The sequence below is a fragment of the Sphingobium sp. Leaf26 genome (assembly GCF_001421665.1).
GTDB lineage: Bacteria > Pseudomonadota > Alphaproteobacteria > Sphingomonadales > Sphingomonadaceae > Sphingobium.
Window position 1 is genome coordinate 32,333 of the sequence record NZ_LMKV01000006.1, and the last position, 24,848, is coordinate 57,180.

A 24,848-nucleotide genomic window follows, 5' to 3' on the forward strand; every position below is an offset into this window, starting at 1 on the left:
CGCGCCCGCCGGTTGCGTTAAAAGTCCATGCTGGCGGAAAAACGCACCTGCCGCGCCAGTCCGACATAGAAGATCGTACCGCCGGTCGACCAATAGCGCTTATTGGTGATGTTGTCCCCATTGACCCTGAGCGTCAACGCCCGGTCGCCGGCCATCTTCACCCTGTAATTCGCGCCCAGGCTGTAGGTGGTATAGGCCGGCATCCGATAGCTGTTCAGCGCGTCGGCATAGCGCAATCCGGTATAATAGGCGCCCGCATTGACCCCCAAATCAGGCAGGGTGGCGGGCCGATATTCCGCAAACAGCGACGCCGACCAGCGCGGCGTATTATCGACCCGCTTACCATTCTGTGCCGCTACGCCGGTTTCGCGCTGCGTCGCTTTCAGATATTGGCCCCCCAGTGCGACCGACAGTTGCGGGGTCAGATTGCCCTGCAACGATCCCTCCACACCCTCATGGATAGCCCGTCCGTCGACGACATAGCTATTGGTCGTGTCGATATAGCCCAGCCCCCGGTCGATATGGAAATAGGCGATGCTCGCCAGCGCACCCGCTACCTGGATTCGCCCGCCAGCCTCGATCTGCTTGCTCAGCACCGGACGCAATATATCGCCTTCATTGGTCGTGCCCGTGGGCGCGGTACCCGCGCTTTCCAGCCCTTCGATATAGGTGAAGTAAAGGCTCGACCGGGGCGTCGGCTTGAACACGATCCCGCCGGTCGGGGTCCACGCCTTCATGCGGAAATCGTCGCCGCTTTCCCTGGTGTCGTAGAGCACCCGCCGCACACCGCAGATCAGCAATATCTTGTCGCCGACATGGGCGATGTCGAGCATGTAGAATCCGGTATCGATATTGACGCTGCCCGGCAGCAGCCGCGTCGTGGTGAAGGCCAGGTCGTCAAAGACGATGCGGCGGGGATCGTAGAAATTCTGCGCGACCGCCGTGTAACTGCGCTGATGCTGGTCTTCCTGCACCTGCCTGTTGCGGGCGACGCCGAACAGCAGTTCATGGTCGATGCCGAAGGTCGGCAGCTTGCCGGCAATTTCGGTACGGACATATTCGTTCCGATATTCCTGGTCGGGCGTGTAATTGCCCGCGATCCGGCCTGCGCCGCTTTCAACCGTCGCCGCGCTGATGAAGCTGAAATCCGCCCGGCTGCGTTGCCTCCGCGATTGCGCCAGCCCCGCTTCCGCCCGGATCGACCAGGCATCACTCAACATATAATCGGCCCGCCCCAGTATATTGGTCGACCAGGTGCGATAGGGCGCATTGTTGGGGGCGTAGCGGCTGTGTGGGTCCGGCACATGGTCGATCAACTGGAACGCCGCGAGCGAGATGCCGCCCGGTTCGTCGGTCGCGCGGCGATAATGTTCGACATCCAGCTTCAGCGACAATTTTTCCGACATCTGCCAGTCGAACGCGCCACTGGCAAGGTAGCGATAGCCATTCACCCCGTCGATCGGCGTTTCCACATGCGACGAATAGCCGTTGATGCGCAGGCCGAACTGGTCGTCGCCACCGAACCTGCGCCCGATGTCGAAGCCCGCGCCGACGCTGCCTTCGACATCGCCGTTCATATAGACATTGTCGACCGGCCTGTCGCCGGCCCGCTTCGTCACCACATTGACGATGCCGGACGGCGTGGCGAGGCCATAATAAAGCGCCGACACGCCCTTGAGCAGTTCGACGCGCTGCTTGTTCTCGATCGGCACGGGGCTGAGGTTGATGATCTGCAACGCACCATTCAGGCGATAGTTGGTCCGCGCATTCATCAGTACGCCGCGCGACACGAAATTATTGCTGGTCGTCGGGCTGGTGGCCTGCTGCGTCACGCCGGGCGCGTTGCGCAGCGCGTCCTCCAGCCCGGTCGCGCCCTGCGCATCCAGCAGGGCTTTGGGAATGACGGCGATGCTGGCCGGTGTGTCCAGGATCGACTGGTTGCGGAAGGCGCCGACCTGCACCACGTCGGTCCTGAAGGTCGGGCGCTGGCCGGTGACGACGATATCCTCGTCCAGCCTGCGCTCGACCTGCGGTTGCTGATCCGGCAGCGGCGCCTGCGTATTGCCGGCCGCCAGCGCGGCGATCATCCAGATAGTCATATGCCCCCACGAATAAGCCCTATGCAGTCGGCGCATAGCGATACTGCGAATTTGTCGCAATTGCATTCGCGCTGCATATGCGCGATAGCGACGAAATCAGCCTATCGGATCAGCCATCGGAGTCCGGGTGACCAAACGCGTCTTCTTCCAAATTCACTGGTTCCTGGGCATCACCGCCGGGGTCGTGCTGGCGCTCATGGGTGTCACCGGCGCGACGATGAGCTTCGAAGACGAGATTAGCGAAGCGCTCTCCCCACGCCTGTTCGTGCCGGGAGTGCCGGTCGCGGCGGACCTGTCACCCGACCGGCTGATCGCCCGGATCGAGGCCGACCATCCCGGCTATTATGTCGCCCGCCTCGATTGGGAGGCCGCGCGCGACCGCACCCATGCGGTCCGACTGCTCGCCAGCGAAGGGCGCGGCCGGATGCAGGGGCAGGTCGATCGCGCCACCGGGCATTGGCTCGGCGAGCCGACGGGAGCCGGCTTCTTCCACCTGATGGACGAACTGCATCGCTGGCTTGCTTTGCCCGGCGGCGGCAACGGCATCGGTCGTCAGATTACGGCGTTCAGCGCGATTGCCCTGATCTTCTTCGCCTTGTCCGGCCTGTATCTGCGCTGGCCGCGTCAGGCACTGGACTGGCGCGCCTGGATAGTGCTGGACCTGCGCAAGACCGGTCGCAACCTGTGGCGCGCGCTGCATGTCGTGATCGGCACATGGGTTCTGCTCTTCTATCTGCTGAGCGCCTTGACCGGCCTGTGGTGGAGCTATGACTGGTATCGCCAGGGCGTGCTCTATGCCCTGGCCGGAAAGGCCGGCGGCGAGGAAGGGCGGCGTGAGGGCAAGAAAGACGGGATAGCGCCGCGCCCGGCGATCGATCCGGCCTGGACCGCCTTCCGCCGCGCCACGGGCGAAAGTTATGTCTGGGTCCGCATCGCGCGGCCAACCCCGGCCCAGCCGATGAAGGCGATCAATTTCGACGCCCGCCCGGCCGGCGCGCGCCACCTGCGCCAGACCGACCGCTACAGCTACGATCCAGAGACGATCGCGCTCAGGAAGCGCGACCTCTATGATCGCCGACCGCTGGGAACCATCATCACCCAGAGCATGTATGAACTGCATCGCGGCGCGTTTTTTGGCCTGCCGGGCCGGATCGCGATGCTGCTGACCAGCCTCACCATGCCCTTGTTCACCATCACCGGCTATCTCCTCTATCTATCGCGGCGTCGGCGCAAGCGGGAAGCCAAGGCGCTGGACGCTGACATCGCACTACCCGCAGGGTCGGGGACGGGCGACCTGCTGATCGCCTATGCCAGCCAGACCGGCACGGCCGAGATCCGCGCGCGCAATGCGGCGCTTGCACTGGCCCAAGGGGGCGTGCGGGCGCAGATAGTGCCGGTCGGCAAACTGACGCCGGCGCTGCTGGCGGAGAGCCAGCGCCTGCTGCTCGTGGTCAGCACCTATGGTGAGGGCGAACCGCCGGATATGGCGCGCGGCTTCGCGTCGCGGCTGTTGCGCGGGGAAGGGCCGGATCTCCGCCATCTCCACTATGGCATATTGGCGCTGGGCGATCGCGAATATTCCGATTTCTGCGCCTTCGGCCACCGGGTGGATGATTGGCTGCGTACGGCCGGCGCGACGGCGCTCTTCCCGTTGATCGCGATGGATCATGGCGATCAGGCGGCGGAACGGCAGTGGGACGCGGCCCTGCACGATCTGGGCGCGGCAGAGGCGCGGCGCGGCCAGACCGTCATTCCGTTTAAGGCCTGGACATTGGTGTCCCGCCATATGCTCAACCCGCAGAGCGATGCGCTCAAGGCCTTCCATCTGCAATTCGAGCCGACCACCGATATGGAGAGCGCATGGGAAGCCGGCGACATTGTCGAGGCCCAGCCTTGTAACGCGCCCGAAGCGGTGGACGCCTTGCTGTTTACGCAAGCGGCAGATGCCGACCTGATCGATCTGCCGGCATCGCTGCGCGATCATCTGACAACGGCGATGTTGCCCGATTCCGACCAGCCCATCACGGCGGAGGCGGGGCGGGCGCTGCGGCCCCTGCCGGTGCGCGAATATTCTGCGGCGTCGATCGCCGCTGATGGCACGCTGGACCTGGTGGTCCGGCAGGTCAGGGGTCAGGATGGCCGGCTGGGCGTAGGGTCGGGCTGGCTGACCGCGTATCTGCCGGTCGGTGCGACCACATTGCTCCGCGTGCGCCCCAATCCCGGTTTCCGCACCAATCCGGGGCAGGGCGGACGTCCGCTGATCCTGATCGGCAATGGCACTGGCATAGCGGGCCTGCGCGCGCATTTGCGCGCGCAGGCGCATGGCGGGCACAAGGGGCACTGGCTGCTGTTCGGGGAACGGACCCGGAGCCATGAAAGCTTCTTTGACGATGAACTGTCGGCCTGGATCGCGGATGGGACGCTCTCCCGCCTCCACCGCTGCTTTTCCCGCGACGAGGATTGCGGGCGCTATGTGCAGGACATGCTGCCCGATGCTGCTTCGATCCTGAGCGACTGGGTCGATCGCGGCGCGACGATCCTGGTCTGCGGCAGCCTGGAGGGCATGGCGCAGGGCGTGCATGAGGGGCTGGCCCGGATATTGGGCGAAACCACGCTGGAAAATCTGTCGGAGGATGGTCGTTATCGCCGGGACGTCTACTGACCGTCGTCGTCAGAAGATTTTTCGGACCGACAGCATCAGCGTGCGTCTTTCAGGGTCGAGATAGGCGGGCTGACAGGCGATCGGCGTCGCATCCGTCGCGTCCATGACCTTCTGCCGCCGGTTCAGCAGACTGCCGACACGCAGGCTGTGCGCCCAGTCCTGTCCCCGGAAATGATTGGCCGGTGCTGTCAGTCTAACGCGAACTCTTCTCCATCGGATGCAGTTCGGGCGGAGAGGGTAAGGGCCTGGCTAGCTCGCCACGGTCTGCTACTCCGCCAGCGCAGCGGAGCGTCGGTGCCCAGGCTCGGGACCTGTTAAATTGGTTGCGTGAAGCGTCGATGGTTGATTGCAATCACGTCCTTATCTCGACTTTGTACAATTAGGTAGCGAAGCATAGTGCTTGAGCCATACGTATGAGTCATGTTGTGGGAGTATATTGCGATTTCCGGTGCGGCGGGGAGTGTTGATTAATGTCGCCGACCCACAGTTGAAGCCGGACGGCTCAGATGGCGTCGCTGAATGTCAGGCTGGTTTTGCGATACCAGGTGGCGGCATAAGAGGTGCTGCTGGTGGTGAGCAGATCGCAGGCCCCCTTCGACTGCCTGCCAAGGCGGGCGCTCAGCACAGGCGACGCGATATGAGGGTGTAGAGACCCAGCAGCGCCGGCGTGGTTCGGGCTATGGCATCTCGTCGGTCCACTGGCGCTGTGTTTCGACACCCAGGTGAGCGCGCGTTTCGGTGAAGGTGACCTCGATCTGCCATCGGCGGACGTATAAAGCGATGATGTCGGCGGGCCCGAGGGTGATGTCGGTACTGAAGAAGGCCTGCGGGCCGCGCTTTCCGTCAGGATCGCGAACCAGGACCCAGCGGACCGGCAAGACCGGGGTGTCGGGCCTGTACCACGAGGCGATGTCGGATGTGGTCTCGAGCGCCTTGCCGCTGACATGGCCATAGCAGGCAGAGACGAGAATGCTGGTCCAGCGTGTCGCCGGGTTGGCGAGCAGGGGCTTGAGTTTTGGTAGTGCTCGCCCTTTCTGCGCCGGTCGCCCCATCGCGCGTGCCGTTCGCCCCGCAGGCTGTGCAAACAAGTTGGCGTCGAGCCGCAACCGGCTGATGCGTGCGGCCCAGCGGACGATCGCATGTGCCAGTTCGTGGACAGCAAAGCTGCTGTCGCCAATGAAGATGATCCGCCGACCCGGCAGCCAGCGAGACAGTTGCAGCGCGCCCTGCCGGGCCCAGTCCGTCAGCAATTTATGACGACAGCCGCGTTGACGGTTCGATCGTTCCGAAGGAGCAAGCAGCGTCAGGACTGGCAGTGCCTTGATCAGGCCAAGTCCATGACGCCGGGGTGAGCACCATGAAGCTGAGCCAGCGCAGTCCGCTGGCTTTGACGAAATGGCCGTGACTGGAGCGGGCCGGGTCGCGGTATATACCCCGTGCGGCGATCCGACGCCCCATCGCCGCTCAATGGTGTCGTCCATACCGATGGCTACAGGACCATCGGGCACGAGCCGTTCGACCACAATGCCCAGTAAACGCCTGGCAACGGCACGCGAACTCCAGCGGGCGCGGTTGAGGATCTGGTGATAGGTTGCAAAGTTGGCGTCGTCGGCTCGGCCGGTCACACGCAGGCAAGACGTAACGGTCCGCTTGCCCGTGGCCAGCAGGCCGCCCATTACCAGAACAAGCACATGCTCCCAACTGGAAGCCGTAAAGCAGGGACGCCATGCCTGCAGCCATTGGCGCAGGATCTGGGGAACGGGATCGCCGATAACGGCCTTGTTCTGGTCCAGCATTCCATGCTTGAAAATCCTGACTGAAGCACGTTGCAACGCTTGGGCTGTTGCCATGCGGCGAGGTGACTCGAATATGCTGTGACCCGATGGCAGCTATGGATGCACCATGAAAGACGACGAAATCATTCTGCGCATCGAAACGTTCGACGCCGCTAACGGTGGAGGCGTGGGGTGGTACGAGGACAAAGGCGCCTACCATCTCTATCTGCTGGAAACCGAGGCACCGATCGCCGGCCTCAAGCCTGTCGGCACGCGCGACGAAGTCAGGCTTGGCTACTGGTCGCACCGGCGAAAATGGGAAGATATTGACGATATGGGCGGATGCGTCTTGCCCCTCGATCACGCCCTCGACCACATCGCTGAAAACAGCATCTTCTGGACCTGAACCTGACCAAAAACGTACAAAGTCGAGATGGGGGGCTATGATACGACCCGCACTTGTGCGGACCTCTCGACGGTTGCCGCTGGACCGCGATCTCTGAGCGGCTATGATCAGCTTCAAGGTCGATGATGTCTCGCACAGGTTGCCGCTGGACCGCGATCTCTGAGCGGCTATGATAATTCAGCAAAGCCAAGGGCGCCCCGGTCAGTTGCCGCTGGACCGCGATCTCTGAGCGGCTATGATGGCGGGCAGCAACGGTGCCAGTGCGCCGGCGTTGCCGCTGGACCGCGATCTCTGAGCGGCTATGATGCGATTGACGGTCTGGTGGACGGCGCGCTGGTTGCCGCTGGACCGCGATCTCTGAGCGGCTATGATTATCCTTGCGCTCGACCAACTGCGCAGGCGGTTGCCGCTGGACCGCGATCTCTGAGCGGCTATGATAGAGCGGCCGATCGACGCCGCCCGCCAGGAGTTGCCGCTGGACCGCGATCTCTGAGCGGCTATGATGGCGGTCGGGCCATTCCACTCGCGGCGGCCGTTGCCGCTGGACCGCGATCTCTGAGCGGCTATGATGCATCAATGGATAGTGCATTGAAAAACAAAGTAATATCCATTGATCCATCAGCGTAAAAATCACGAGAATCATCAGAATAGCGCGAGTTGATCGGGGTTTTTCCGTTGCCGCCGTCGGCGCTGTCCTGAAAATCGCACGATATTTTCATATTGTCGGTCCGTGAAACTGAGGATGTGGACGTCGCCGCGATCAGGCAGGCTCGATTCGACCCGCCTCATATAGGTTTCAAACTGTTCCTTGCCGTTGCAGAAGCCAGCATAGACCGAAAACTGGCTCTTCTCAAAGCCTTCATCCAGAAGGAATTCGCGGAATTTCGTTGCCGCGCGCGCCTGTTCCCTGGTGGTCACGGGCAGGTCGAACATCACGAAAATCCACATCAGCCGGTATCCACTCAGCTGGGTTGCGCTCATGGTAGCAGCAAGTCGAGCCCGGCCAGTTCCAGCCGTGACGGGGGTGTAGGAAGCATGATATCCGCTGCCTGTCCGGTCTGGAATGCGCGCGCCAGACTTTGCGCGGCACGGTTCGCGGCGCCCGCTACGGTGGTCGTGCCGTCTGCGCCGGGCAGGTCGAGCGCGATCAGCCCGGCAAATGCGCGCTTGGCTTCAGGCGTCACCGCATCAATTCCGTGTGCGACCAGATGGAGGGCAAGCGCATCGACCAGTGGTCGGAACGGTTCGATCAGGTCGTCGGCCAGAGCAAAGGCATTGGTTCTGTTGGCATGATGCACGCCGATCGACGGATGCAGGCCGGACGCGACCACGGCACGGGCGCACAACGATCGCAGCACCGTATATCCATAATTGAGGAGGGCGTTGATGTCGTTCGCATCCCGATCGCGCCGGAACCCATCCCCCATCAGCAGGGGCCAGTAACGCCGCGCCGCCTGTGCTTCGACATTGTCGGGGTCGCCCGAACCCACGCGCCGGGCGAGCAGGTCGAAGGCGGAGGAGGAGATGCCATTGGCATCCAGCACCGCTGCCTGCCAGCGAATCTTGGCGATGACGATCCGGCGCCACAATTGCTTGGACAGTGGCTTGCCTGCCTCCCACTGCGCACGCATGCGGCTGTTCTGGGCATGATGCCCGTCCAGCGGGAGGCAAACGGCAACGGGGGCGTGATTGCTGCCGCACAGCAGCATCACCGCACCGCGCTTGGCCAAAGCGACGATCAGGCTGGTCGACCATGTCACACCATGGGCATGAACGATGACGGCCGCGACATCGTCCAGTGGCACACGACCCATTTCCTCGCGATCCCGCGACACGATCAGGAAACCGCGATAGGCGGACAGATGTCGGTGATCGGTGGCGATATCGACAATTCTGTCCATTCGTCTCGCCCCCACCCTGGTCAGATTGTCTTGCGTGTCTTGCGACGGGCGGTGCGGGCAGGAAAACCGGGGTCGAGGACGCGGCCTATTTCGTCGATACGGACTTTGCGAAACGACCATGCCTTCTGTTTGGCAGGGAAGAAGGAGAAATAGGAAAAGGGATCGCCCTTGTCCGCATCCCTGGATTTCAATGGGCCGCCTTCCTGCGGTTCGGCGAGGTACAGCCTGCCATCCTGGCCGAATTTGACGACGCGCAGCAGCAACCGCTCCTGTTCGGGGCTGGTCGCTGCCACGACATCATTCTGTTGCAGGCTCAGGACCTTGCGCGCGGTCGGGCTAAGGTTGCGAACGTTCGATATCCAGCCCGGCTGATGCGCATCGAACGTCGAAACCACTTCCGCCTCCCACTTGCCGCCCGGCAATTCCCATACATCGTACCGATAATTGGAATCGCCTTTATATCCCTTATAGATATGTCCATTCCGGTCGCTTATCGGAATGACGGACAGGGCTTCGGTCACGCGCACGCGACGGATGCCGCCAAAAGGATGCCATTCCCGATCGGGGAAATCCGCCACCGCTTTTTCGAACGCCTTGCCTTCCAGCCCGTCCAGATGCTGGTGGAGCGCGGCCTTCAGATCGGTGTCTCGTATGCGATCCAGATCAGCCAGCTTCTTGAGGCTGGACAGCGGCACGCGGCGCACGACGATGCTGTTGCCCTTGGCGTCGGTCTCTCCGGTAAAACCATAGGCGGTGTCATTATGCAGGCGGCCGGCGGTCGCGTCCTGGCCCTTGGGCAAGCCAGCCTTGGACGCGGTGCCATGGTCGGTGCGATGGCTGACGGTGATGGCGTTGACTGCGGTGCGCAGGTCATCGCGGAAGCCGTCCCAGGGTTCAGGAATGATGATCCGTTCGCGCCCTTCCGCGCCTTCTTCACCAGAGGCTTTGGCGATCGCATTCAGCATGGATCGATCGATGATCGCCACGACTACGGCGTCGATGGCATGGTGGCGATGGTCCAGCCGGTTCTTGGCCTGATCCGCGCCGCCGCCAAAATTATGATCGGGCAGCAGGTCGTTGAGGCCCAGTTTGCGCCGGACCATCTCCGTCAGCCGGCCGGGGGAAACCCAGATATGGCCCGTCCCTTCGCCCTTGTCGGGATAGAGCGTCGCCAGATATTCGCGCGACAGCCGGGCGAGATATTGGGTGTCCACCAGATGGCGCGCCTGAAAGCCGCTTTCATCCTTGAACTTCTCCATCGCGTCCGGTTCGAAGCGCCAGCGCTTGTTCTTGGGCAGTTGCGCGGCGCGCGCGGAGATGCCTTCCCAGCGCGGCGTGTGGCCCCAGGCTTCAAACGGCGATTGGCGGCGCTTCGCCTGATTGCAGCGGGTGTGACAGACGATCTTGTTGCCGTTGCTGTCGTCCAACGTCAATGCGAAGGGCAGGATATGGTCGACATTGACGCTGTTGGAAAACAGAGTTTCGATGCCGATGTTTTCACCGCAATAGACGCAGGGACGCGAGAGGACGTTTTCGGAATTAATCTCCTCCCATAATTTCAACAACGCCCGATTGGCGCCGCTGTTGCGCTGGCCAAGTTGTTCGAGCTTCAGCCCGCGCCGTTCCGCCGCTAGCCGGTTGTCATTATTTTCCTTATTGATCCGTTTCTTGTCGTCGTCGGTCAGCTTCAGTTCGCGCGCCAGTTCGATCGCGATTTCGGCGGGCGGACCATAGGCGCGGATCAGGGTGTTCACGATGCGGCGTAGCTGGTTCAGCCCGATATGGACGGTCGGATTGGTCAGGCGGCCGACCCGCATCTCATCCGAATGGGATGGATCTCCCGTCCCCGGCATGATGTGCCGCTCCAATGCGACGCCATAATAGGGAAGTTGCGGGCGGCCTTGCGCATCCTCGAAAATCTCGCCGGTGCGCAGATCGCTATGATGGTCGAAGCCTGCTGCGATGACCGCCTCGCTATACACAAGCACGCGCCCGTCCTTTTCGCCATCACGCAGCGCGTCGACCAGCCGCCGGGTCGCCACCTCGCCGAACCGGCCATAGCCGGGCGGCAAGGGCGCATTGGCGACAGCGCGCGCCTGTTCCGGTGTCAACGCATAGGCTTCGGTCAGCCATGCGCGGAATGTCGCATCATCGGCATCGCTCTCGACCTCCTCCAGCCGAGCGATGACCTCCCATTGCTCTTCTGCCGACAGATGGGCCCAGCGATTGCCGAACCGGGTCTTGGCGCCCATCGCCGCCGCTACTTCATCCCCTTTCAGGTCGGTCCGATTCTCGCTTTCCTTGTTGAATCGCGCGTCGGGATCAAGCTTGAGCGTCTTGCGCAGGGTCGCGAAACTCACCTTGCCCTTGTCCTTGAGCTTCAGGAACAGAATGTCCCGTTCTTCCCGCGTCAACCGCTGCGCGACTTCGCCGGTTCGCACGATCATCAGCGCGTTGAGTTCCTCCAGCAGGCGGCGGCGCTGAAACAGGGGATGTGCCTTGGGCAAACGCGGATCGCCCGCGATCAGCGTGCACATGCCGATCTGCGGCGCTTTCAAGGGGCGCTGGTAGAAAATGATCTCATGCAGCCGGTCATGGACGTCGTTGGTCAGCACATCAGGATGGTGCGGCGCCTACGCGGCCCAGATGGCGCCGAACTCTTCCTCCATCAGCGCGCGGCCGGGATAGAAATCATAGCCACGCTCCTTTCCCGCTTCATCTTTCTCGGTGTCCAGCCGGGTGCGAACGCGCGGAATATTATTGGCGTCGGTCGCTCCGATGCGGCGCATGTGCAGCCATTTGCCGAAGGTCCAACTGCCCGGCTCTGCACCCGCCTGCTCTTCGGCTGCCCGAATTTTCCTTCCCAGCTCTTCCACACCGGCTGCGATCTTCCCCGCGTCGTCATCCGCCTTGCGATCGGCCTTGCGGTTGGATTTGAAACCGCGCCGCTGGTTGAGGTGGAACAGCGCCCGGCCCAGTTCCGGCAGGGTCAGCGCTTCGTCCAGCGCCCGTGCCCGCACCGCATAGGGATCGATCGCGGCCATCGCCTTGCGGGCCGCTTCGTCGGCGGGGAAGAGGCCGTCGGCGATCAGATATTTGATCAACGCCTTTTGCCGTTGCTGGAAGCGGTCCCGCCGCCGCCGCATCGCCCGCGCATCGCGCCGGTCCACGGCCAGCGACGCGCCGGACTTGGGATCTCGGCCATCACTGAAAATGCGCGAACCCGCAGCGAGGATGGCTATCGGCTTGCCGTTTACAGGGGCGTCGAGTTCTATCGCGGCCCAGCCCAGTGAGTTCGCGCCCAGATCAGCACCCAGACGCCAGATTTTATGTTCGCCCATCAGTCGATCATCCCCCCGATAGTCAGGGAACAATGAAATCTATGGTCAGATGATCAAGTCGTATTCGGGCGTAACATATTTTGTCATGGTTCGGGGGGCTTGACCGCTGGCCCCGTCACGCTTTAAGTCAAGCATCAGAGATCGCGGTCTGGCAGTTAACAAGTGTCAGTACGCACCAGATAAGGGCGACGCTCCGGCGTCGCCTTTTTTGTGCTTGCTCGATCGGACAAGCCTCCCGGTGATCTTTTCGTTCGGCCCTCTGACGATAGGCTGACCATGCCGATCGTTGGCGGCGCTTGCTCCACGGCGCCGGGCCGTGCATGTCCGCCACACCATGGCCGAAACGGAAAGACCATCATGACGCTGACAGACATTCTCGCACCGACCTATGTCCAGATGTTGGGGGCGCTTTCGGCCTGGCTCGGCAAGGTCGATGAGGCGGCGCTGGGCGACAAGGCGCAGGCGATTATGACGGCCCGGCTGGCGCCCGACATGTTTCCGCTCTCGACCCAGATCCGCTTTGCCTGCGTACAGGCGCAGGAAGGGCTGTTCCGGTTGCGCCAAGAGGCGTTTCCCCCATCGATAGCCCTGTTGCTGGAGGAGGGGCGTCATGCCGCCGCGCAGCCCGGCACCGTCGCCGACGCGCGTGCGCGGATTGCGGAAACCATCGCAATCGTGGAGGCCGCTGCAACGGACGCGCCCGTCCTCGATCCGGCCACGCCGATCGCGCACAGCCTGCCGCAGGGCATGATATTCGACCTGACCGCCGAACAATATGTTCGCGACTGGGCGCTGCCGCAATTTTATTTTCATGTCATGACAGCCTATGCGATCCTGCGCGCCCAGGGTGTCGATCTGGGCAAGGCCGATTATGTCGCGCACATGTTCCCCTATCTGCGCCCCGGTACCCTGCCGGCGTAGTGAGCCGCTGGTCCGGGCGCCCGTCCTGTGCCATCGAGCAGCATCCGATTGCCGACAGGCAAAATTTCCCGCGCCTTGGCTGCATGCAATAAGTTACGCGATTCCATGCGTTTGGAAACAATATGACATGAAAATGAAGATCATCCGCCCGGACTGTCTTCAATCTTAAATCTTACTGTCTTGATTACGCCATATCAGCGCCCCGGTGAACAGAATCAAATCACAAAGGGGTTGAATTTCATGATGTTAAATCGATTCGTGCGGGCGACTTTGCTTGCCGGCTCCGCTTTGACGAGCCTGGTCGCGCCGGCCGCCTTCGCCCAGACCGCCACGCCCGACGCCACCGCCGCCGCCGAAACGCCCGGCGATGCCGGCCTTGGCGAAATCGTCGTCACCGCGACCAAGCGCGAAACCAATCTTCAGGAAACGCCGATCTCCATGGCGGTGATGAGCACGGAGGCGCTCAAGGACCGCCACGTCACCAGTCTCTATGACCTAGCCGACGGCGCCGTGCCCTCGCTGCGCATCGCGACCTTCGAAGCGCGCCAGTCCGCGCTGACCATCGGCATTCGCGGCATCGTGCCGCTCGACGCCAACCAGCCCGCCCGCGAACAGGGCGTCGGCATCTATGTCGACGGCGTTTACATGGGTCGCCAGCACGGCCTGAACGCGGCGCTGTTCGACATCGAGCGCGTCGAAGTGCTGAAAGGTCCGCAGGGCACCCTGTTCGGCCGCAATACCGAAGGTGGCGCACTCAGCATCGTCAGCAAGGCGCCAACCGGCGAATGGGGCGGCAGCGTCGAAGCTGGCGCCGGCAATTATGGCAGCCGCACCGCCAATGCCCATATCAACCTGCCCTCGATCGCCGGCTTCTCGATCAAGCTGGACGGCGTGATCCAGCATCAGGACGCCACAACAAAGAACCCGATGGAGGGTCAGGCCGGCTGGAACTATTATAATCGCAAGGGCCTGCGCGCGGCTGTCCGCTGGCAGCCGACCAGCAGCATCACCAACGACTTCTCCTATGATGTCGCGAAGGACGAAAATACGCCCTTCTACAGCCAGTTGCTGAACTACAACCCCAATGGTTGCGGCACCGGCACGCAGGCGTCGCAGCCCGCCTGCACCCTGCCTGGCACCGCCTATACCAACTTGACCGGTGGCCCGGTCAAGCCGCTCCTGCCCGGTGTCACCGTGAACGGCAGCAGCCGCATGAGCGAAGCCGATATCGGCGTGCCGCAGCAGGTCAGCGTCGACAAGACCCATGGCTTCACCAACTCGCTGAAGTGGGAAGTCTCGCCGCAGATCGAACTGCGCTCCATCACCGCATGGCGCGGCGTCGATGCGACCCAGTGGGACAATAGCGGCGGCGCCCACCGTCCGCCGCTGGTGAATCTCGGCCTTGGCACCGCTACCAGCGCCTGTACCGCGGCCGCACCCTGCGCCTTCAGCCGTTACAGCCTGGCCGATCTGCGCCAGCGCCAGTTCAGTCAGGAATTCCAGGCTGTCGGCACCTTCGGCAATATCGATTATGTCGCCGGGCTGTTCTATTTCAACGAACATGTGAGCGATGACGCCGCGACACCCAGTTCGATGGGGGCGGTGGCCACCTACACCAATGGCATCGTGACCGGCGCGGACTATGTGACCATTCCCTTCTGCACCGCCTCAACCCCGGCCTTCGCCGGATCGGCGGTCAATGGCTGCGCGATCGACCGTGCGTCGGAAGTCTGGTCGAAAAGCTATGCCGGTTATGGTCAGTTGACCTGGAACGCGACCGACGCGCTGCACATCACCGTGGGCGGCCGCTACACGCATGACCAGAAGAAGGGCGTGCTGCATTATTCGCGCAACGTGAATTACGACACCAACCCGCCCGCCGTCAGCGTCGGCTACAAGCCGCTGGACGCCAGTTGGAACCGCTTCAACCCGATGGCAACGCTCGCCTATGACGTCAGCGACGACCTGCACGTCTACGCGAAATATGCGACCGGCTATCGAGCAGGCGGCGCCAGCTCGCGCACGTCCAACTATCAGGCGTTCGATCCTGAAGATGTGAAGTCCTACGAAATCGGCCTGAAGTCAGACTTCTGGAACAACCGCGCCCGCTTCAACCTGGCCGGCTACATCATGGACCGCAAGGACAGCCAGGTGGACATCAGCTCCATCCAGTTCGTCGGTTCCAGCAGCTTCAACAACCTCGTCACGATCAATGCACCCGGCACCACCAAGATCCGCGGGATCGAGGCGGACCTGACGCTGAACCCGGTCGAAGGGCTGACGCTGAACGCTTCCTATGCCTATACCTACACGAAGATCCCGCCGGTGCTCATCACCGCCACGGATACGTCGGGCGCATCCACCAGCGTCTATCAGAATTTCTACATCGTGTTCACGCCGCGCAACGCCGCGAGCGGGTCGATCGACTATGCCGTGCCGGTCGGCGGTGGCGACACGAAGCTGAAATTCCACTTCGACGGCAACTATTCGCAGGCCACCCAGGCCTTCGATCAGTTCGCCACCAAGAATGACAGTTCGCTGATCTTCAACGGTCGCATCTCGCTGGCGGACATCGGCACCGGCAACGGCCGCAACCTGACGCTCAGCCTGTGGGGCCGCAACCTGTTCAACGAGCAATATGTGTTCCGCCGCGATCCGTCGAACAGCCTGCCATCCGCCCCGACCAGCAGCGTGTCCACGGGCAGCATCGCCAACGTGCTGGGCGACTATGGCAACTTCAACGCGCCACGTACCTATGGCGTGGAAGCCAGCTTCAAATTCTGATCCTGCGCTGACGCATTGATCGACCGGCGTGTCGCTTTTGGCGTCACGCCGGTTTTTTCATGTCCGTCAAAATGGCAGGGTCAGGACGATCCGCAGGCCCGGTGCGGCATCCTCCAGCATCAGGCTGCCATGGTGCAGCCGCGCGATGGCGTCGGCCAGCGGCAGGCCCAGGCCATGGCCGCCGCGAGACCGGCTCTTGTCCAGCCGGCCGAAACGCCGCATCACCAGCGGACGCTGCGCCGGTGCGATACCGGGGCCGTTATCCGTGACGGTCAAGGTGATGGCATCGACCCGCCGCATAACGGCGATAGTGATGCGTGTGCCTTCCGGCGTATGACGGATGGCGTTTTCGATCAGGTTGAGCAGCATTTGCGACAGCAACTGGCGGTCGCCGGTCATCTGCCCCCGGCCGCTTGGTTGCAGGATGATCGGCTGCTGCCGCTCGTCGGCCAGCGGCCGGGCCATCTCAACCATGTCCTGCGCGATCAGATCGACATCGAGTGGCTGGAACCCGGCCCGCCGCGACCCGCTCTCTAAGTCCGCGATCCGCAGCATCGCGCTGAACATGGCCAGCAGTTCGTCGGCCTGTGCGGTCGTGCGTTGCAGGCTTTCACGGACCGGTGCGGCCTCGTCCTTATATTCGATCAGGGCCAGTTCGTTGCGCAGTTTCGCCAGCGGCGTCCGCAATTCATGCGATATGTCGTTCGAGACATTGCGGATTTCCGCCATCAGCATGTTCATCCGGTCGAGCATATGGTTGAAGGCAGCGGCCTGCCGATCAAACTCGCCGCCATCGCCCAGCAGCGGCACGCGCCGCGACAGGTCGCCTTCGACGATCGACTCCGCCGTCCGTCGCGTCTGTTCGATCCGCTCCCCGATCAGCCGGCGGAACATCAGTAGGCCAGCCAGCACGACGCAGATGATGGCGCCGAAGCCAGCAATATAGATGCGCTGGCGGACCGCGAAATAATCGTCGATCGGCTCGGTTTCGGCAAAGACCGCCAGACGCACGCCCCGGCCCAGATCGCGGACCAGCACCCGCCCGGCGCTCAACCCCTCGATCCGGTCGCGCCGGTCGAGCGAAGAAAAGCCCAGCGGCAGCGGCCGGGAAAAGCGCACATTGCCGGCGATCGGGTGTCCCCGCGCGTCGGTCAGCAACATGCCAAGGTCTGCCGTTTCGCGCTCCTGCGCCATCTGGCTGATCCGCTCCTGCCATTCCGTCTGGTCGAAATCCGCGCCGGTCGGGGCGATGGCATGGCTTTCCGCCTCCACCCGCTCGTCCACCAGCGCATTGATCATCGAGAGCGTGGCGAAGAAGGTTCCCAGACCCGCAGCCGTGGTGACCAGCAGGAACAGGGCCAGAAACGCGATGGTCAGTCCGCGCAGCGATTGGAGGTGGCGGGTCATGTGCGCAGGGAATAGCCCATGCCGCGCTGCGTATTGATCGGATCGTCCCCATGTTCCAGCAGCTTCACGCGTAGATGCCGGATATGCGCTTCGACGATATTGGTCGTGGGCGCGAAGTCATGGCCCCATATGCGCTCGATCAGCATCGGCCGGGTGACGACCGTGCCGGCATGGCGCGCCAGTTCCAGCAGCAGCTTGAATTCCGTTTGCGACAGGTTGAGCGGCCGCCCGTCGCGCCAGGCGCGCAGGCGCGACGGACTGATGACGATATCGCCCGCGCTGATCGTGTCGGCCGGACTGTCTTTCACTTGGCGCGCACGCACCAGCGCTTTGATACGGGCATTCAGTTCCAGCGGATCGACGGGCTTTACGACATAATCGTCGGCGCCGGCCTCGAACCCTTCCACCTTGTCGAATGTCTGGCCCAGCGCGGTCAGCATCAGCACCGGGACGTTCATTCCGGCCTCGCGCAATTGGCGCAACAGGGTGATGCCGTCGACTGATGGCATCATCCAGTCCAGAATGATGACGTCGAACGACCTCTGGCCCACGATCGCCAGCGCGGCCAGGCCGTCGTCGGCCGTTTCCACGTCATGGCCGAACCGGGACAATTGTTCGACCAGTTGCCGTTGCAGATGCTTGTCGTCCTCGACCAGCAGGAGTTGCATGCTCATGGGGGTGGGGCGTCCGGTTGCGGATGTCAGGGGCGGCACGCATAACCCGATGCGGCGTCCATGGCCATCCGGCGCGGTGCATGCTCGGTATTTCCAACGGGCGGCACAAGCGCCCATTTGTGGCGCGATTGTCACAGCGCCGCACTTTGCGATCAGCCGCCGCGACCCAGCAACATTATGTCACAATAAGGACATGATCGAACCCTAGCCGCGGCGGCCATGGAGGCCACGAGCCTTTGCAAAACAATATTACGGGGAACGACCTTGTCCAAGACCTTCTTCACCCGGTCGGCACTGATGCTGACCGCCGCGCTCGGCGCCCTGACCACCATGCAGGCCGCACGGGCGCAGGAAGCCGCCGGCGCCGACCAACTGGACGAAATCGTCGTCACCGCCGAACGCCGCTCGGAAAATCTTCAGAAAGTGCCCGTCTCGGTCGGCGTCGTGCAGGGCGACGCGCTGCGCAACCTGACCGCCGGCGGCGGCGATATCCTCGAACTCGCCGCCCGCGTGCCCGGCCTCTATGCCGAAACCACCACCGGCCGCATCTTCCCGCGCTTCTACATTCGCGGCCTTGGCAATATCGACTTCTATCTCGGTGCCTCGCAGCCGGTGTCGATCATCCAGGACGATGTCGTGCTGGAGCATGTCGTGCTGAAGTCGAACCCGGTGTTCGACGTCAATCAGGTGGAAGTGCTGCGCGGCCCGCAGGGTTCGCTGTTCGGCCGCAACACCACGGCGGGCATCATCAAGTTCGACACCATCCGCCCCTCGATGGACTGGCAGGGGCGCGCCCAGGCCAGCTATGGCAGCTATAACACCGTCACCTTCGATGGCGGCATCGGCGGCCCGATCGTCGCGGACAAGCTCGCCTTCCGCGTATCGGCCCTCTACCAGCATCGCGACGACTGGGTCGACAACACGTATGAAGGCCCCAGCGCCGACGGCACCGTGTCCCCCAAGAAGGACGCGATGGGCGGCTATAATGAGAAGGACCTGCGCCTTCAGCTGCTCATGACGCCGACCGAAAATGTCTCGATGCTGACCAGCGTCCATGCGCGCGACTATGACGGCACATCCACCATCTTCCACCGCGCCGGTCTCACCAAGGGCAGCAACAGCGTAACGGGCGAACCCCGGTCGAAGATCGCCCTCGACGAAGCGATGAGCAATCCGCAGGCTTACAAGACCTACGGCGCGTCGGAAAATATCGCGATCGACATGGGGCCGGTCACGCTGACCTCGATCACCGCCTATGAAACCACCAGCGGCTACAGCCGTGGTGATACCGATGGCGGCGCTGGCGCCGACTATCCGGTCGGTGGCGTGGCGAACGGCTTCGGCCAGAGCCAGGGCAATGTCCGCGACCTCGACCAGCTCAGCCAGGAAGTCCGCCTTGCCAGCAATGGCGACAGCGCCTTCAAGTGGCAGGTCGGCGGCATGTATTTCGACAGCCGCGACACCACCGACTTCTACCAGCGCGCCTATTTCCTGACCGGTGCCGCCAACAATCCCAACAACTGGGTGCGTTTGCGCAACAAGAATGAAAGCTGGGGCCTGTTCGGCCAGGCGAGCTACGAAGTCGTGCCGGGCCTGACCATCACCGCCGGCGGCCGCTACACCAAGGACACGAAGGAAACCCGTCTGGTCCGCGCGACCGCCAATGCAGCCGGCGTCTCCACCTATGCCGGCCGTCGCTATGTCAAGCTGACCGGCAAGGAACCGAGCTGGGACGTCAGCGCCTTGTATGAAGTCAGCCCCGAAGTCAGCCTCTATGCCCGCGTCGCGCGTGGCTTCCGTGGCCCGACCATTCAGGGCCGTTCGGCTGTCTTCAACAGCGATTTCACCACGGCGGATTCGGAAACGATCATGTCGTACGAAGGCGGCATCAAGACCAGCCTGCTGGGTAACCGCCTGCGCTTCAACATGTCGGGCTTCGCCTGGAAGGTGAAGGACATCCAGTTGAACGGCAACGACGTCAACGGCAACGGCGTCCTGTTCAACGCCGACGCGGCCAAGGCCTATGGTCTGGAAGCCGACCTCGAAGCCCGTCCTTTCGAGAATTTGACGCTGTCGGCCGGTCTCAGCCTGCTGCACAGCGAAATCAACGACAGGAATGTCTATGCGCAGGTCTGCACGCTGAACGGCGTGGTGGTCTGCACGGTGGAAGATCCGACCGTGATCGTCGCCGGCCGCGGCACCTTCGCCCAGATCGACGGCAACCCGCTGCCCAACGCGCCGAAATATACCGCGAACATCGCGGCCCGCTACGACGTGCCGCTGGGCAATGGCGGCAAGCTGTTCGCGGCAACCGACTGGAACATTCAGGGCTATACCAACTTCGTTCTCTACAAGACGAAGGAGTTCTATTCGAAGGGCGACTTCGAGGGTGGCCTGAAGATCGGCTATACCGCGCCGGACGGCAAGTACGAGATCGCCGCCTTCGCCCGCAACATCACGGGCGAGAAGAATGTGAAGGGCGTGATCGAAAATTACATGGCGCCGGTGTTCAACGAACCCCGCATCATCGGCGTGTCGCTCAGCGGCAAGCTGTAACGATCGGGAAAGGGCGCGGCCGGCCACGGTCCGCGCCCTTTTCATGTCCTTGTGCGCAGCGGCGTCGCCGCTTTCATGGCGTCGCGCCCGCCCGTCCCGCAAATTTTTCTGTCCTGTCTGCCAGCATTGCTTGCAAGGCGCTTCTCTATAAGATCGCTAGATAAGCTGGATGAGTCGGCGCGGAGAATCTATGCAGGACAGGCAGGAGCAGGGCGAGGCCGATGGCCTGTTCGGGCGCTGGCGCGTACGGCTGGCGCAGGCCCTGTTGCGCGAACCGTCGGTTGTGCTGATCGACCGGGATGCCGATTCCCTGTTTGCCCTGACCGTTCCCGCCGACCAGATGCCGGCAGGCGAAACGGTCAACTGACCCCTTCGCAAGCGCCGGCGATCGCCTACATAGGCGGTTCAATCTTCTTCCCTTTTCCCGGAGATAGCATGGCCACCAATCCACGCACCACCACGCGCGCCGTCGACAGCCTGTTCCTCGATCGCTGGTCGCCCCGCGCCTTCGACAGTTCGGCTATCCCGCAGGCCGACCTCGACACCATTTTCGACGCGGCGCGCTGGGCGCCGTCGGCCTTCAACTACCAGCCCTGGCGCTTTCTTTACGCCCATCGCGACGATGCCGACTGGCAGCGTTTTCTGGATCTGCTGCTGCCTTTCAATCAGGGCTGGGTGAAGAATGCCGGCGCGCTGGTCTTCGTCCTGTCCGACACGTTGATGGCGGCGCCCGGATCGGACGATTTCAAACCGTCGCACAGCCACAGCTTCGATGCCGGTGCCGCCTGGGCATTGCTGGCATTGCAGGCGACGCGGCTCGGCTATCATACCCATGGCATGACCGGGGTGGATTTCGACAAGGCGCGCGCCGAACTGGCCGTGCCGGAGCGTTTCCGGATCGAGGCGGCGGTCGCCATCGGGCGGCAGGGCGACAAGTCCGTCCTGCCCGAAGCGCTTCAGGCGCGCGAGGAACCGAGCGATCGCAAGCCGATCGACAGCTTCGCCCATCAGGGCAATTTCGCGAGCTGACCTTTTGAAATCATTCCCTCGCCTTGCGGTATGGGCATGAATTGGGCACGATGACGGGGGGCTTCGCTCTGGCGACGCTCCCTTTTGTCATTCGAGTGCCCATTTTCCATGTCCCTTTCCGAAATGATCGCTGGAAGCGCCGTCGCGGCCGTCCTCACCAATCCGCGCCTGCCCGACAATCCGATCGTCGCCTGCAACGATGCCTTCGTCGCCCTGACGGGTTATGCGCAGGACGAGGTGATCGGGCGCAATTGTCGCTTCCTGTCCGGCGCGGACACGGAGCATGCCGCGATCGAGACGATCCGTGGCGCGCTGAAGGCGCATCGGCCGGTGCTGGTCGAATTGCTCAACTATCGCAAGGACGGGACGGGTTTTCGCAATGCGGTGATGATCGCGCCGATCTTCGGCCCCGACGGTACGCTCGACTGGTATCTGGGATCGCAGATGGCGGTCGAGGACAGGGGCCAGTCACGCCGTGAAGAGGCTGCCGCGCTCATCGCGACGCTGACCGATCGCCAGCGCGCGGTGCTGACCGGCATGGCCGATGGCCAACTCAACAAACAGATCGCCTTCGACCTCGGCCTCACCGAACGAACGGTGAAGATGCACCGCGCGGCGATGCTGCGGGCGCTGGGCGCGCGCACGGCGGCCGACGCCATTCGCCTGGCCATCGAAGCGGGGCTTTGAGCATGAAGCAGGCGCGCGACTGATGGTTTTGCTGGGGATCGCTATCATCGTGGCGGGCTTCCTGCTGCGCTTTCACCCGCTGCTGGTGATCCTCGCTTCTGCGATCGTCACGGGTCTGGCGGCGGGGCTGGACCCGCTGGCGATCCTGGCGGCCTTCGGCAAGGCGTTCAACGATGCCCGCTATGTCAGCATCATCTGGATCGTGTTGCCGGTGGTCGGCCTGCTGGAAGCGAACGGGTTGCAGGAGCGGGCGCGCGGCCTGATCGCGAAGATGCGCGGGGCGACCGTCGGGCGCTTCCTCACCTTCTACCTGATCCTGCGGCAGGCGCTCGCCGCCGTGGGCCTCACGTCCGTCGCAGGTCATCCCCAGACCGTCCGTCCGCTGGTCGCGCCGATCGCCGAGGCGGCGGCCGAACGTCAAGCCGGCGATCTGGAGGAAGCAGAGCGCGATGAGATCAGGGCCTGGGCCGCTGCGACCGACAATATCGGTCTGTTCTTCGGCGAGGATATCTTCCTCGCCATCGGTTCCATCCTGCTGATCAAGGGGTTGCTGGAGCAATATGGCATCAATCTGGAGCCGTTGCAGCTATCGGTCTGGGCGATCCCGACCGCGATCGCGGCATTGCTGATCCATGGTTTCCGCCTGTGGCGCCTCGACCGCCGGTTGGCGCGGAGGCGGAGGCAGCCATGATCACGCTGCACTGGGTCTATGCGCTGGCCGGCGCGGTATTTGCCGCCTTTGCCCTGCTGGGCGTGCGCGACCGGGACAATCCCCGCCGCTGGACGACCGCCGCCTTCTGGGCCTTGCTGGCGACCTCCATGTGGGCGGGCGACCGGCTGGGCGACCTGGGCAATGGTGTGCTGGTGCTGGGCCTGATCGCGCTGGGGGCGCTGGGGCTTGGCCGGGGCGACGGCGTGGTGCCGCCAGAACAGCGGAAGGCGCGCGCCGACCGCTTCGGCAATCGCCTGTTCGCCGTCGCGCTCATCATTCCTGTAACCGCGCTGGGCGGCACTTTCCTGTTCAAGGCTGCGCCGGACTGGTTCGACGCCAAACAAGCGACGCTGATCGCGCTGGCGCTGGGTGTGCTTATCGCGATGACGGCGGGCTGTATCTGGCTGCGCGCCGGAGCGCTGGTGCCGTTGCAGCAGGGGCGACGGCTGATGGATTGCATCGGCTGGGCCGCGATCCTGCCGCAGATGCTGGCCAGCCTGGGCGCGGTCTTCGCGCTCGCCGGTGTGGGCGACGTGGTGGGCGGCATCGTGCAACAGGCGATCCCGCAGGGCAGCCTGCTGGGCGCCGTGATCGCCTATGCTCTCGGCATGGCGCTGTTCACCATGATCATGGGCAATGCCTTTGCCGCCTTCCCGGTGATGACGGCGGCGATCGGGGTGCCCTTGCTCATCCGCACCTATCATGGCGATCCGGCGGTGGTGTGCGCCATCGGCATGCTGGCGGGTTTCTGCGGGACGCTGATGACCCCCATGGCCGCCAATTTCAACCTCGTCCCCGCCGCCCTGCTCGAACTCAAGGACAAGCATGGCGTGATCAAGCGGCAGGTCGGCACGGCGCTGCCGCTGCTGATCGTCAACATCGCTCTTATCTACTGGCTGGCATTTCGATGACGCTTCTGACCCACGACATCGGCGAAAACTTCGCCGATCTGACCCTGTCCCATCTGGGGCGGCAATATCCCTACAAGATGGATCTGGTCATGGGCGGGCCGGAGGATGCCCGGCCGCCGCAGGACCATCACCCGATCTTCCACGGCAGTTTCGACTGGCATAGCTGCGTTCATGGCTGGTGGCAGGTCATGCGCTTGAAGCGCCTCTTCCCGACGCTGCCGCAGGCCGATGCGATCCGCGCACGCGGCGATGCGATGCTGGTGCCGGACAAGGTGGCGGGTGAACTGGCCTATCTGCACCGGCCGCTGAGCGCCGGGTTCGAGCGGCCCTATGGCTGGGCCTGGGCGCTGGCGCTGCATCACGAACTGGCGCTGCATGACGCGCCCTGGGCGGATGCCTTCGCGCCGCTCGCCAATGCCTTCGCGGCGCGCTTCCATGGCTTCCTGCCGAAGATGACCTACCCGCTGCGGGTCGGCACCCATTTCAACATCGCCTTCGCGCTTGTCCTGACGCTGGATTGGGCGGAGACGCGCGATCCGGCGCTGGTGGCGCTGATCCGCGACAAGGCGACCGGCTGGTTCGGGCAGGATCGTGCCTGTCAGGCGTGGGAGCCGGGTGGCGACGAATTTCTCTCGCCAGCCTTGTGCGAGGCGCTGTTGATGAGCCGGCTGCTGGATCGCGGAGACTTTACCGACTGGTTCCACGCCTTCCTGCCGCATCTTGAGCGCGGCGAACCGGCGACGCTGTTCACGCCCGCCACGGTGTCCGACCGCAGCGATGGCAAGATCGCGCATCTCGACGGCCTGAACCTCAGCCGGGCCTGGTGCTGGCGCGGGATCGCTGCTGCGCTGGGGCCGGGCGCTGTCGCCGATCTGGCGGAGCAGGCCGCGCGCGTCCATCTCGACGCCAGCCTGCCCCATGTCGCGGGCGACTATATGGGCGAACACTGGCTCGCCACCTTCGCCCTGCTGGCGCTGGAATAG

The 24,848-nt window shown here is 63.4% G+C and carries 17 protein-coding genes, 1 pseudogene and 1 CRISPR repeat array; of the genes and pseudogenes, 11 read left to right on the forward strand and 7 right to left on the reverse strand.

What is annotated here, in order from left to right; all coding sequences use genetic code 11:
* Positions 1–17: 17 nt before the first annotated feature.
* Positions 18–2,099 carry a TonB-dependent siderophore receptor gene (locus ASE85_RS07435; protein ID WP_235523388.1) on the reverse strand — a complete coding sequence of 694 codons (2,082 nt, stop codon included), beginning with the start codon at positions 2,097–2,099 and terminating at the stop codon, positions 18–20.
* A 127-nt stretch (positions 2,100–2,226) separates the two neighbouring features.
* Between ASE85_RS07435 and ASE85_RS07440 the strand changes: the two genes are divergently transcribed.
* A complete protein-coding gene (locus ASE85_RS07440; protein WP_056685998.1) occupies positions 2,227–4,761 on the forward strand; it encodes a PepSY domain-containing protein in 2,535 nt (844 codons plus the stop codon).
* 677 nt (positions 4,762–5,438) lie between these two features.
* Here ASE85_RS07440 and ASE85_RS07445 read toward each other — a convergent pair.
* Positions 5,439–6,611 carry an IS701 family transposase gene (locus tag ASE85_RS07445; protein WP_082462720.1) on the reverse strand — a complete coding sequence of 391 codons (1,173 nt, stop codon included), beginning with the start codon at positions 6,609–6,611 and terminating at the stop codon, positions 5,439–5,441.
* A gap of 52 nt (positions 6,612–6,663) precedes the next feature.
* Here ASE85_RS07445 and ASE85_RS07450 point away from each other — a divergent pair, with 52 nt between their 5' ends.
* Positions 6,664–6,942 carry a hypothetical protein gene (locus ASE85_RS07450; protein ID WP_056686001.1) on the forward strand — a complete coding sequence of 93 codons (279 nt, stop codon included), beginning with the start codon at positions 6,664–6,666 and terminating at the stop codon, positions 6,940–6,942.
* 72 nt (positions 6,943–7,014) lie between these two features.
* Positions 7,015–7,512: direct repeats of the CRISPR family, unit length 36 nt; unit sequence GTTGCCGCTGGACCGCGATCTCTGAGCGGCTATGAT.
* A gap of 72 nt (positions 7,513–7,584) precedes the next feature.
* On the opposite strand, the gene cas2 is transcribed toward ASE85_RS07450, so the two are convergent.
* From cas2 to cas9, 3 genes and pseudogenes are all read right to left on the reverse strand, one after another.
* Positions 7,585–7,923 carry a CRISPR-associated endonuclease Cas2 gene (cas2, locus tag ASE85_RS07455; protein ID WP_082462721.1) on the reverse strand — a complete coding sequence of 113 codons (339 nt, stop codon included), beginning with the start codon at positions 7,921–7,923 and terminating at the stop codon, positions 7,585–7,587.
* Complete coding sequence (gene cas1, locus ASE85_RS07460; RefSeq protein ID WP_056686007.1) at positions 7,920–8,843, reverse strand: type II CRISPR-associated endonuclease Cas1; 924 nt, start codon at positions 8,841–8,843, stop codon at positions 7,920–7,922. Before cas1 ends, cas2 begins: the two co-directional genes overlap by 4 nt.
* A gap of 20 nt (positions 8,844–8,863) precedes the next feature.
* Positions 8,864–12,184: pseudogene (gene cas9 / locus ASE85_RS07465) on the reverse strand (type II CRISPR RNA-guided endonuclease Cas9).
* A gap of 357 nt (positions 12,185–12,541) precedes the next feature.
* On the opposite strand from cas9, the gene ASE85_RS07470 reads away from it, so the two are divergent.
* The gene (locus ASE85_RS07470; protein ID WP_056686010.1) at positions 12,542–13,105 is read left to right on the forward strand and encodes a DUF1993 domain-containing protein; all 564 of its coding nucleotides are present in this window, start codon (positions 12,542–12,544) and stop codon (positions 13,103–13,105) included.
* A 243-nt stretch (positions 13,106–13,348) separates the two neighbouring features.
* The gene (locus tag ASE85_RS07475) at positions 13,349–15,889 is read left to right on the forward strand and encodes a TonB-dependent receptor (protein WP_056686114.1); all 2,541 of its coding nucleotides are present in this window, start codon (positions 13,349–13,351) and stop codon (positions 15,887–15,889) included.
* Positions 15,890–15,955: 66 nt separating this feature from the next.
* Here the strand turns inward: ASE85_RS07475 and ASE85_RS07480 are convergent, their stop codons facing one another.
* Positions 15,956–17,296 carry a HAMP domain-containing sensor histidine kinase gene (locus tag ASE85_RS07480; protein ID WP_056686013.1) on the reverse strand — a complete coding sequence of 447 codons (1,341 nt, stop codon included), beginning with the start codon at positions 17,294–17,296 and terminating at the stop codon, positions 15,956–15,958.
* Positions 17,293–17,970 (reverse strand): response regulator transcription factor, encoded by a 678-nt coding sequence (locus tag ASE85_RS07485; protein ID WP_200928322.1) that lies wholly within the window; start codon positions 17,968–17,970, stop codon positions 17,293–17,295. Before ASE85_RS07485 ends, ASE85_RS07480 begins: the two co-directional genes overlap by 4 nt.
* Before the next feature lie 264 nt (positions 17,971–18,234).
* On the opposite strand from ASE85_RS07485, the gene ASE85_RS23475 reads away from it, so the two are divergent.
* From ASE85_RS23475 to ASE85_RS07515, 7 genes are all read left to right on the forward strand, one after another.
* A complete protein-coding gene (locus tag ASE85_RS23475; protein WP_056686016.1) occupies positions 18,235–20,526 on the forward strand; it encodes a TonB-dependent receptor in 2,292 nt (763 codons plus the stop codon).
* A 190-nt stretch (positions 20,527–20,716) separates the two neighbouring features.
* Complete coding sequence (locus ASE85_RS23480) at positions 20,717–20,893, forward strand: hypothetical protein (RefSeq protein ID WP_200928323.1); 177 nt, start codon at positions 20,717–20,719, stop codon at positions 20,891–20,893.
* Positions 20,894–20,961: 68 nt separating this feature from the next.
* Positions 20,962–21,555, forward strand: coding sequence for a nitroreductase family protein (locus tag ASE85_RS07495; protein WP_056686019.1), 594 nt, complete (start codon positions 20,962–20,964; stop codon positions 21,553–21,555).
* 108 nt (positions 21,556–21,663) lie between these two features.
* A complete protein-coding gene (locus ASE85_RS07500) occupies positions 21,664–22,242 on the forward strand; it encodes a LuxR C-terminal-related transcriptional regulator (RefSeq protein WP_056686022.1) in 579 nt (192 codons plus the stop codon).
* Positions 22,243–22,261: 19 nt separating this feature from the next.
* The gene (locus ASE85_RS07505) at positions 22,262–22,933 is read left to right on the forward strand and encodes a DUF969 domain-containing protein (protein ID WP_056686025.1); all 672 of its coding nucleotides are present in this window, start codon (positions 22,262–22,264) and stop codon (positions 22,931–22,933) included.
* The gene (locus ASE85_RS07510) at positions 22,930–23,865 is read left to right on the forward strand and encodes a DUF979 domain-containing protein (RefSeq protein ID WP_056686028.1); all 936 of its coding nucleotides are present in this window, start codon (positions 22,930–22,932) and stop codon (positions 23,863–23,865) included. Before ASE85_RS07505 ends, ASE85_RS07510 begins: the two co-directional genes overlap by 4 nt.
* A complete protein-coding gene (locus ASE85_RS07515) occupies positions 23,862–24,848 on the forward strand; it encodes a DUF2891 domain-containing protein (RefSeq protein WP_056686031.1) in 987 nt (328 codons plus the stop codon). Before ASE85_RS07510 ends, ASE85_RS07515 begins: the two co-directional genes overlap by 4 nt.

Coding starts and splice junctions, on each gene's coding strand:
- cas1 (WP_056686007.1), bottom strand. CDS start 8,843: ATGGACAGAATTGTCGATATCGCCACCGATCACCGACATCTGTCCGCC.
- ASE85_RS07445 (WP_082462720.1), bottom strand. CDS start 6,611: ATGGCAACAGCCCAAGCGTTGCAACGTGCTTCAGTCAGGATTTTCAAG.
- ASE85_RS07470 (WP_056686010.1), top strand. CDS start 12,542: ATGACGCTGACAGACATTCTCGCACCGACCTATGTCCAGATGTTGGGG.
- ASE85_RS07480 (WP_056686013.1), bottom strand. CDS start 17,296: ATGACCCGCCACCTCCAATCGCTGCGCGGACTGACCATCGCGTTTCTG.
- ASE85_RS07510 (WP_056686028.1), top strand. CDS start 22,930: ATGATCACGCTGCACTGGGTCTATGCGCTGGCCGGCGCGGTATTTGCC.
- ASE85_RS07500 (WP_056686022.1), top strand. CDS start 21,664: ATGTCCCTTTCCGAAATGATCGCTGGAAGCGCCGTCGCGGCCGTCCTC.
- ASE85_RS07450 (WP_056686001.1), top strand. CDS start 6,664: ATGAAAGACGACGAAATCATTCTGCGCATCGAAACGTTCGACGCCGCT.
- ASE85_RS07515 (WP_056686031.1), top strand. CDS start 23,862: ATGACGCTTCTGACCCACGACATCGGCGAAAACTTCGCCGATCTGACC.
- ASE85_RS07495 (WP_056686019.1), top strand. CDS start 20,962: ATGGCCACCAATCCACGCACCACCACGCGCGCCGTCGACAGCCTGTTC.
- ASE85_RS07485 (WP_200928322.1), bottom strand. CDS start 17,970: ATGAGCATGCAACTCCTGCTGGTCGAGGACGACAAGCATCTGCAACGG.
- ASE85_RS07475 (WP_056686114.1), top strand. CDS start 13,349: ATGTTAAATCGATTCGTGCGGGCGACTTTGCTTGCCGGCTCCGCTTTG.
- ASE85_RS07435 (WP_235523388.1), bottom strand. CDS start 2,099: ATGACTATCTGGATGATCGCCGCGCTGGCGGCCGGCAATACGCAGGCG.
- cas2 (WP_082462721.1), bottom strand. CDS start 7,923: ATGAGCGCAACCCAGCTGAGTGGATACCGGCTGATGTGGATTTTCGTG.
- ASE85_RS23480 (WP_200928323.1), top strand. CDS start 20,717: ATGCAGGACAGGCAGGAGCAGGGCGAGGCCGATGGCCTGTTCGGGCGC.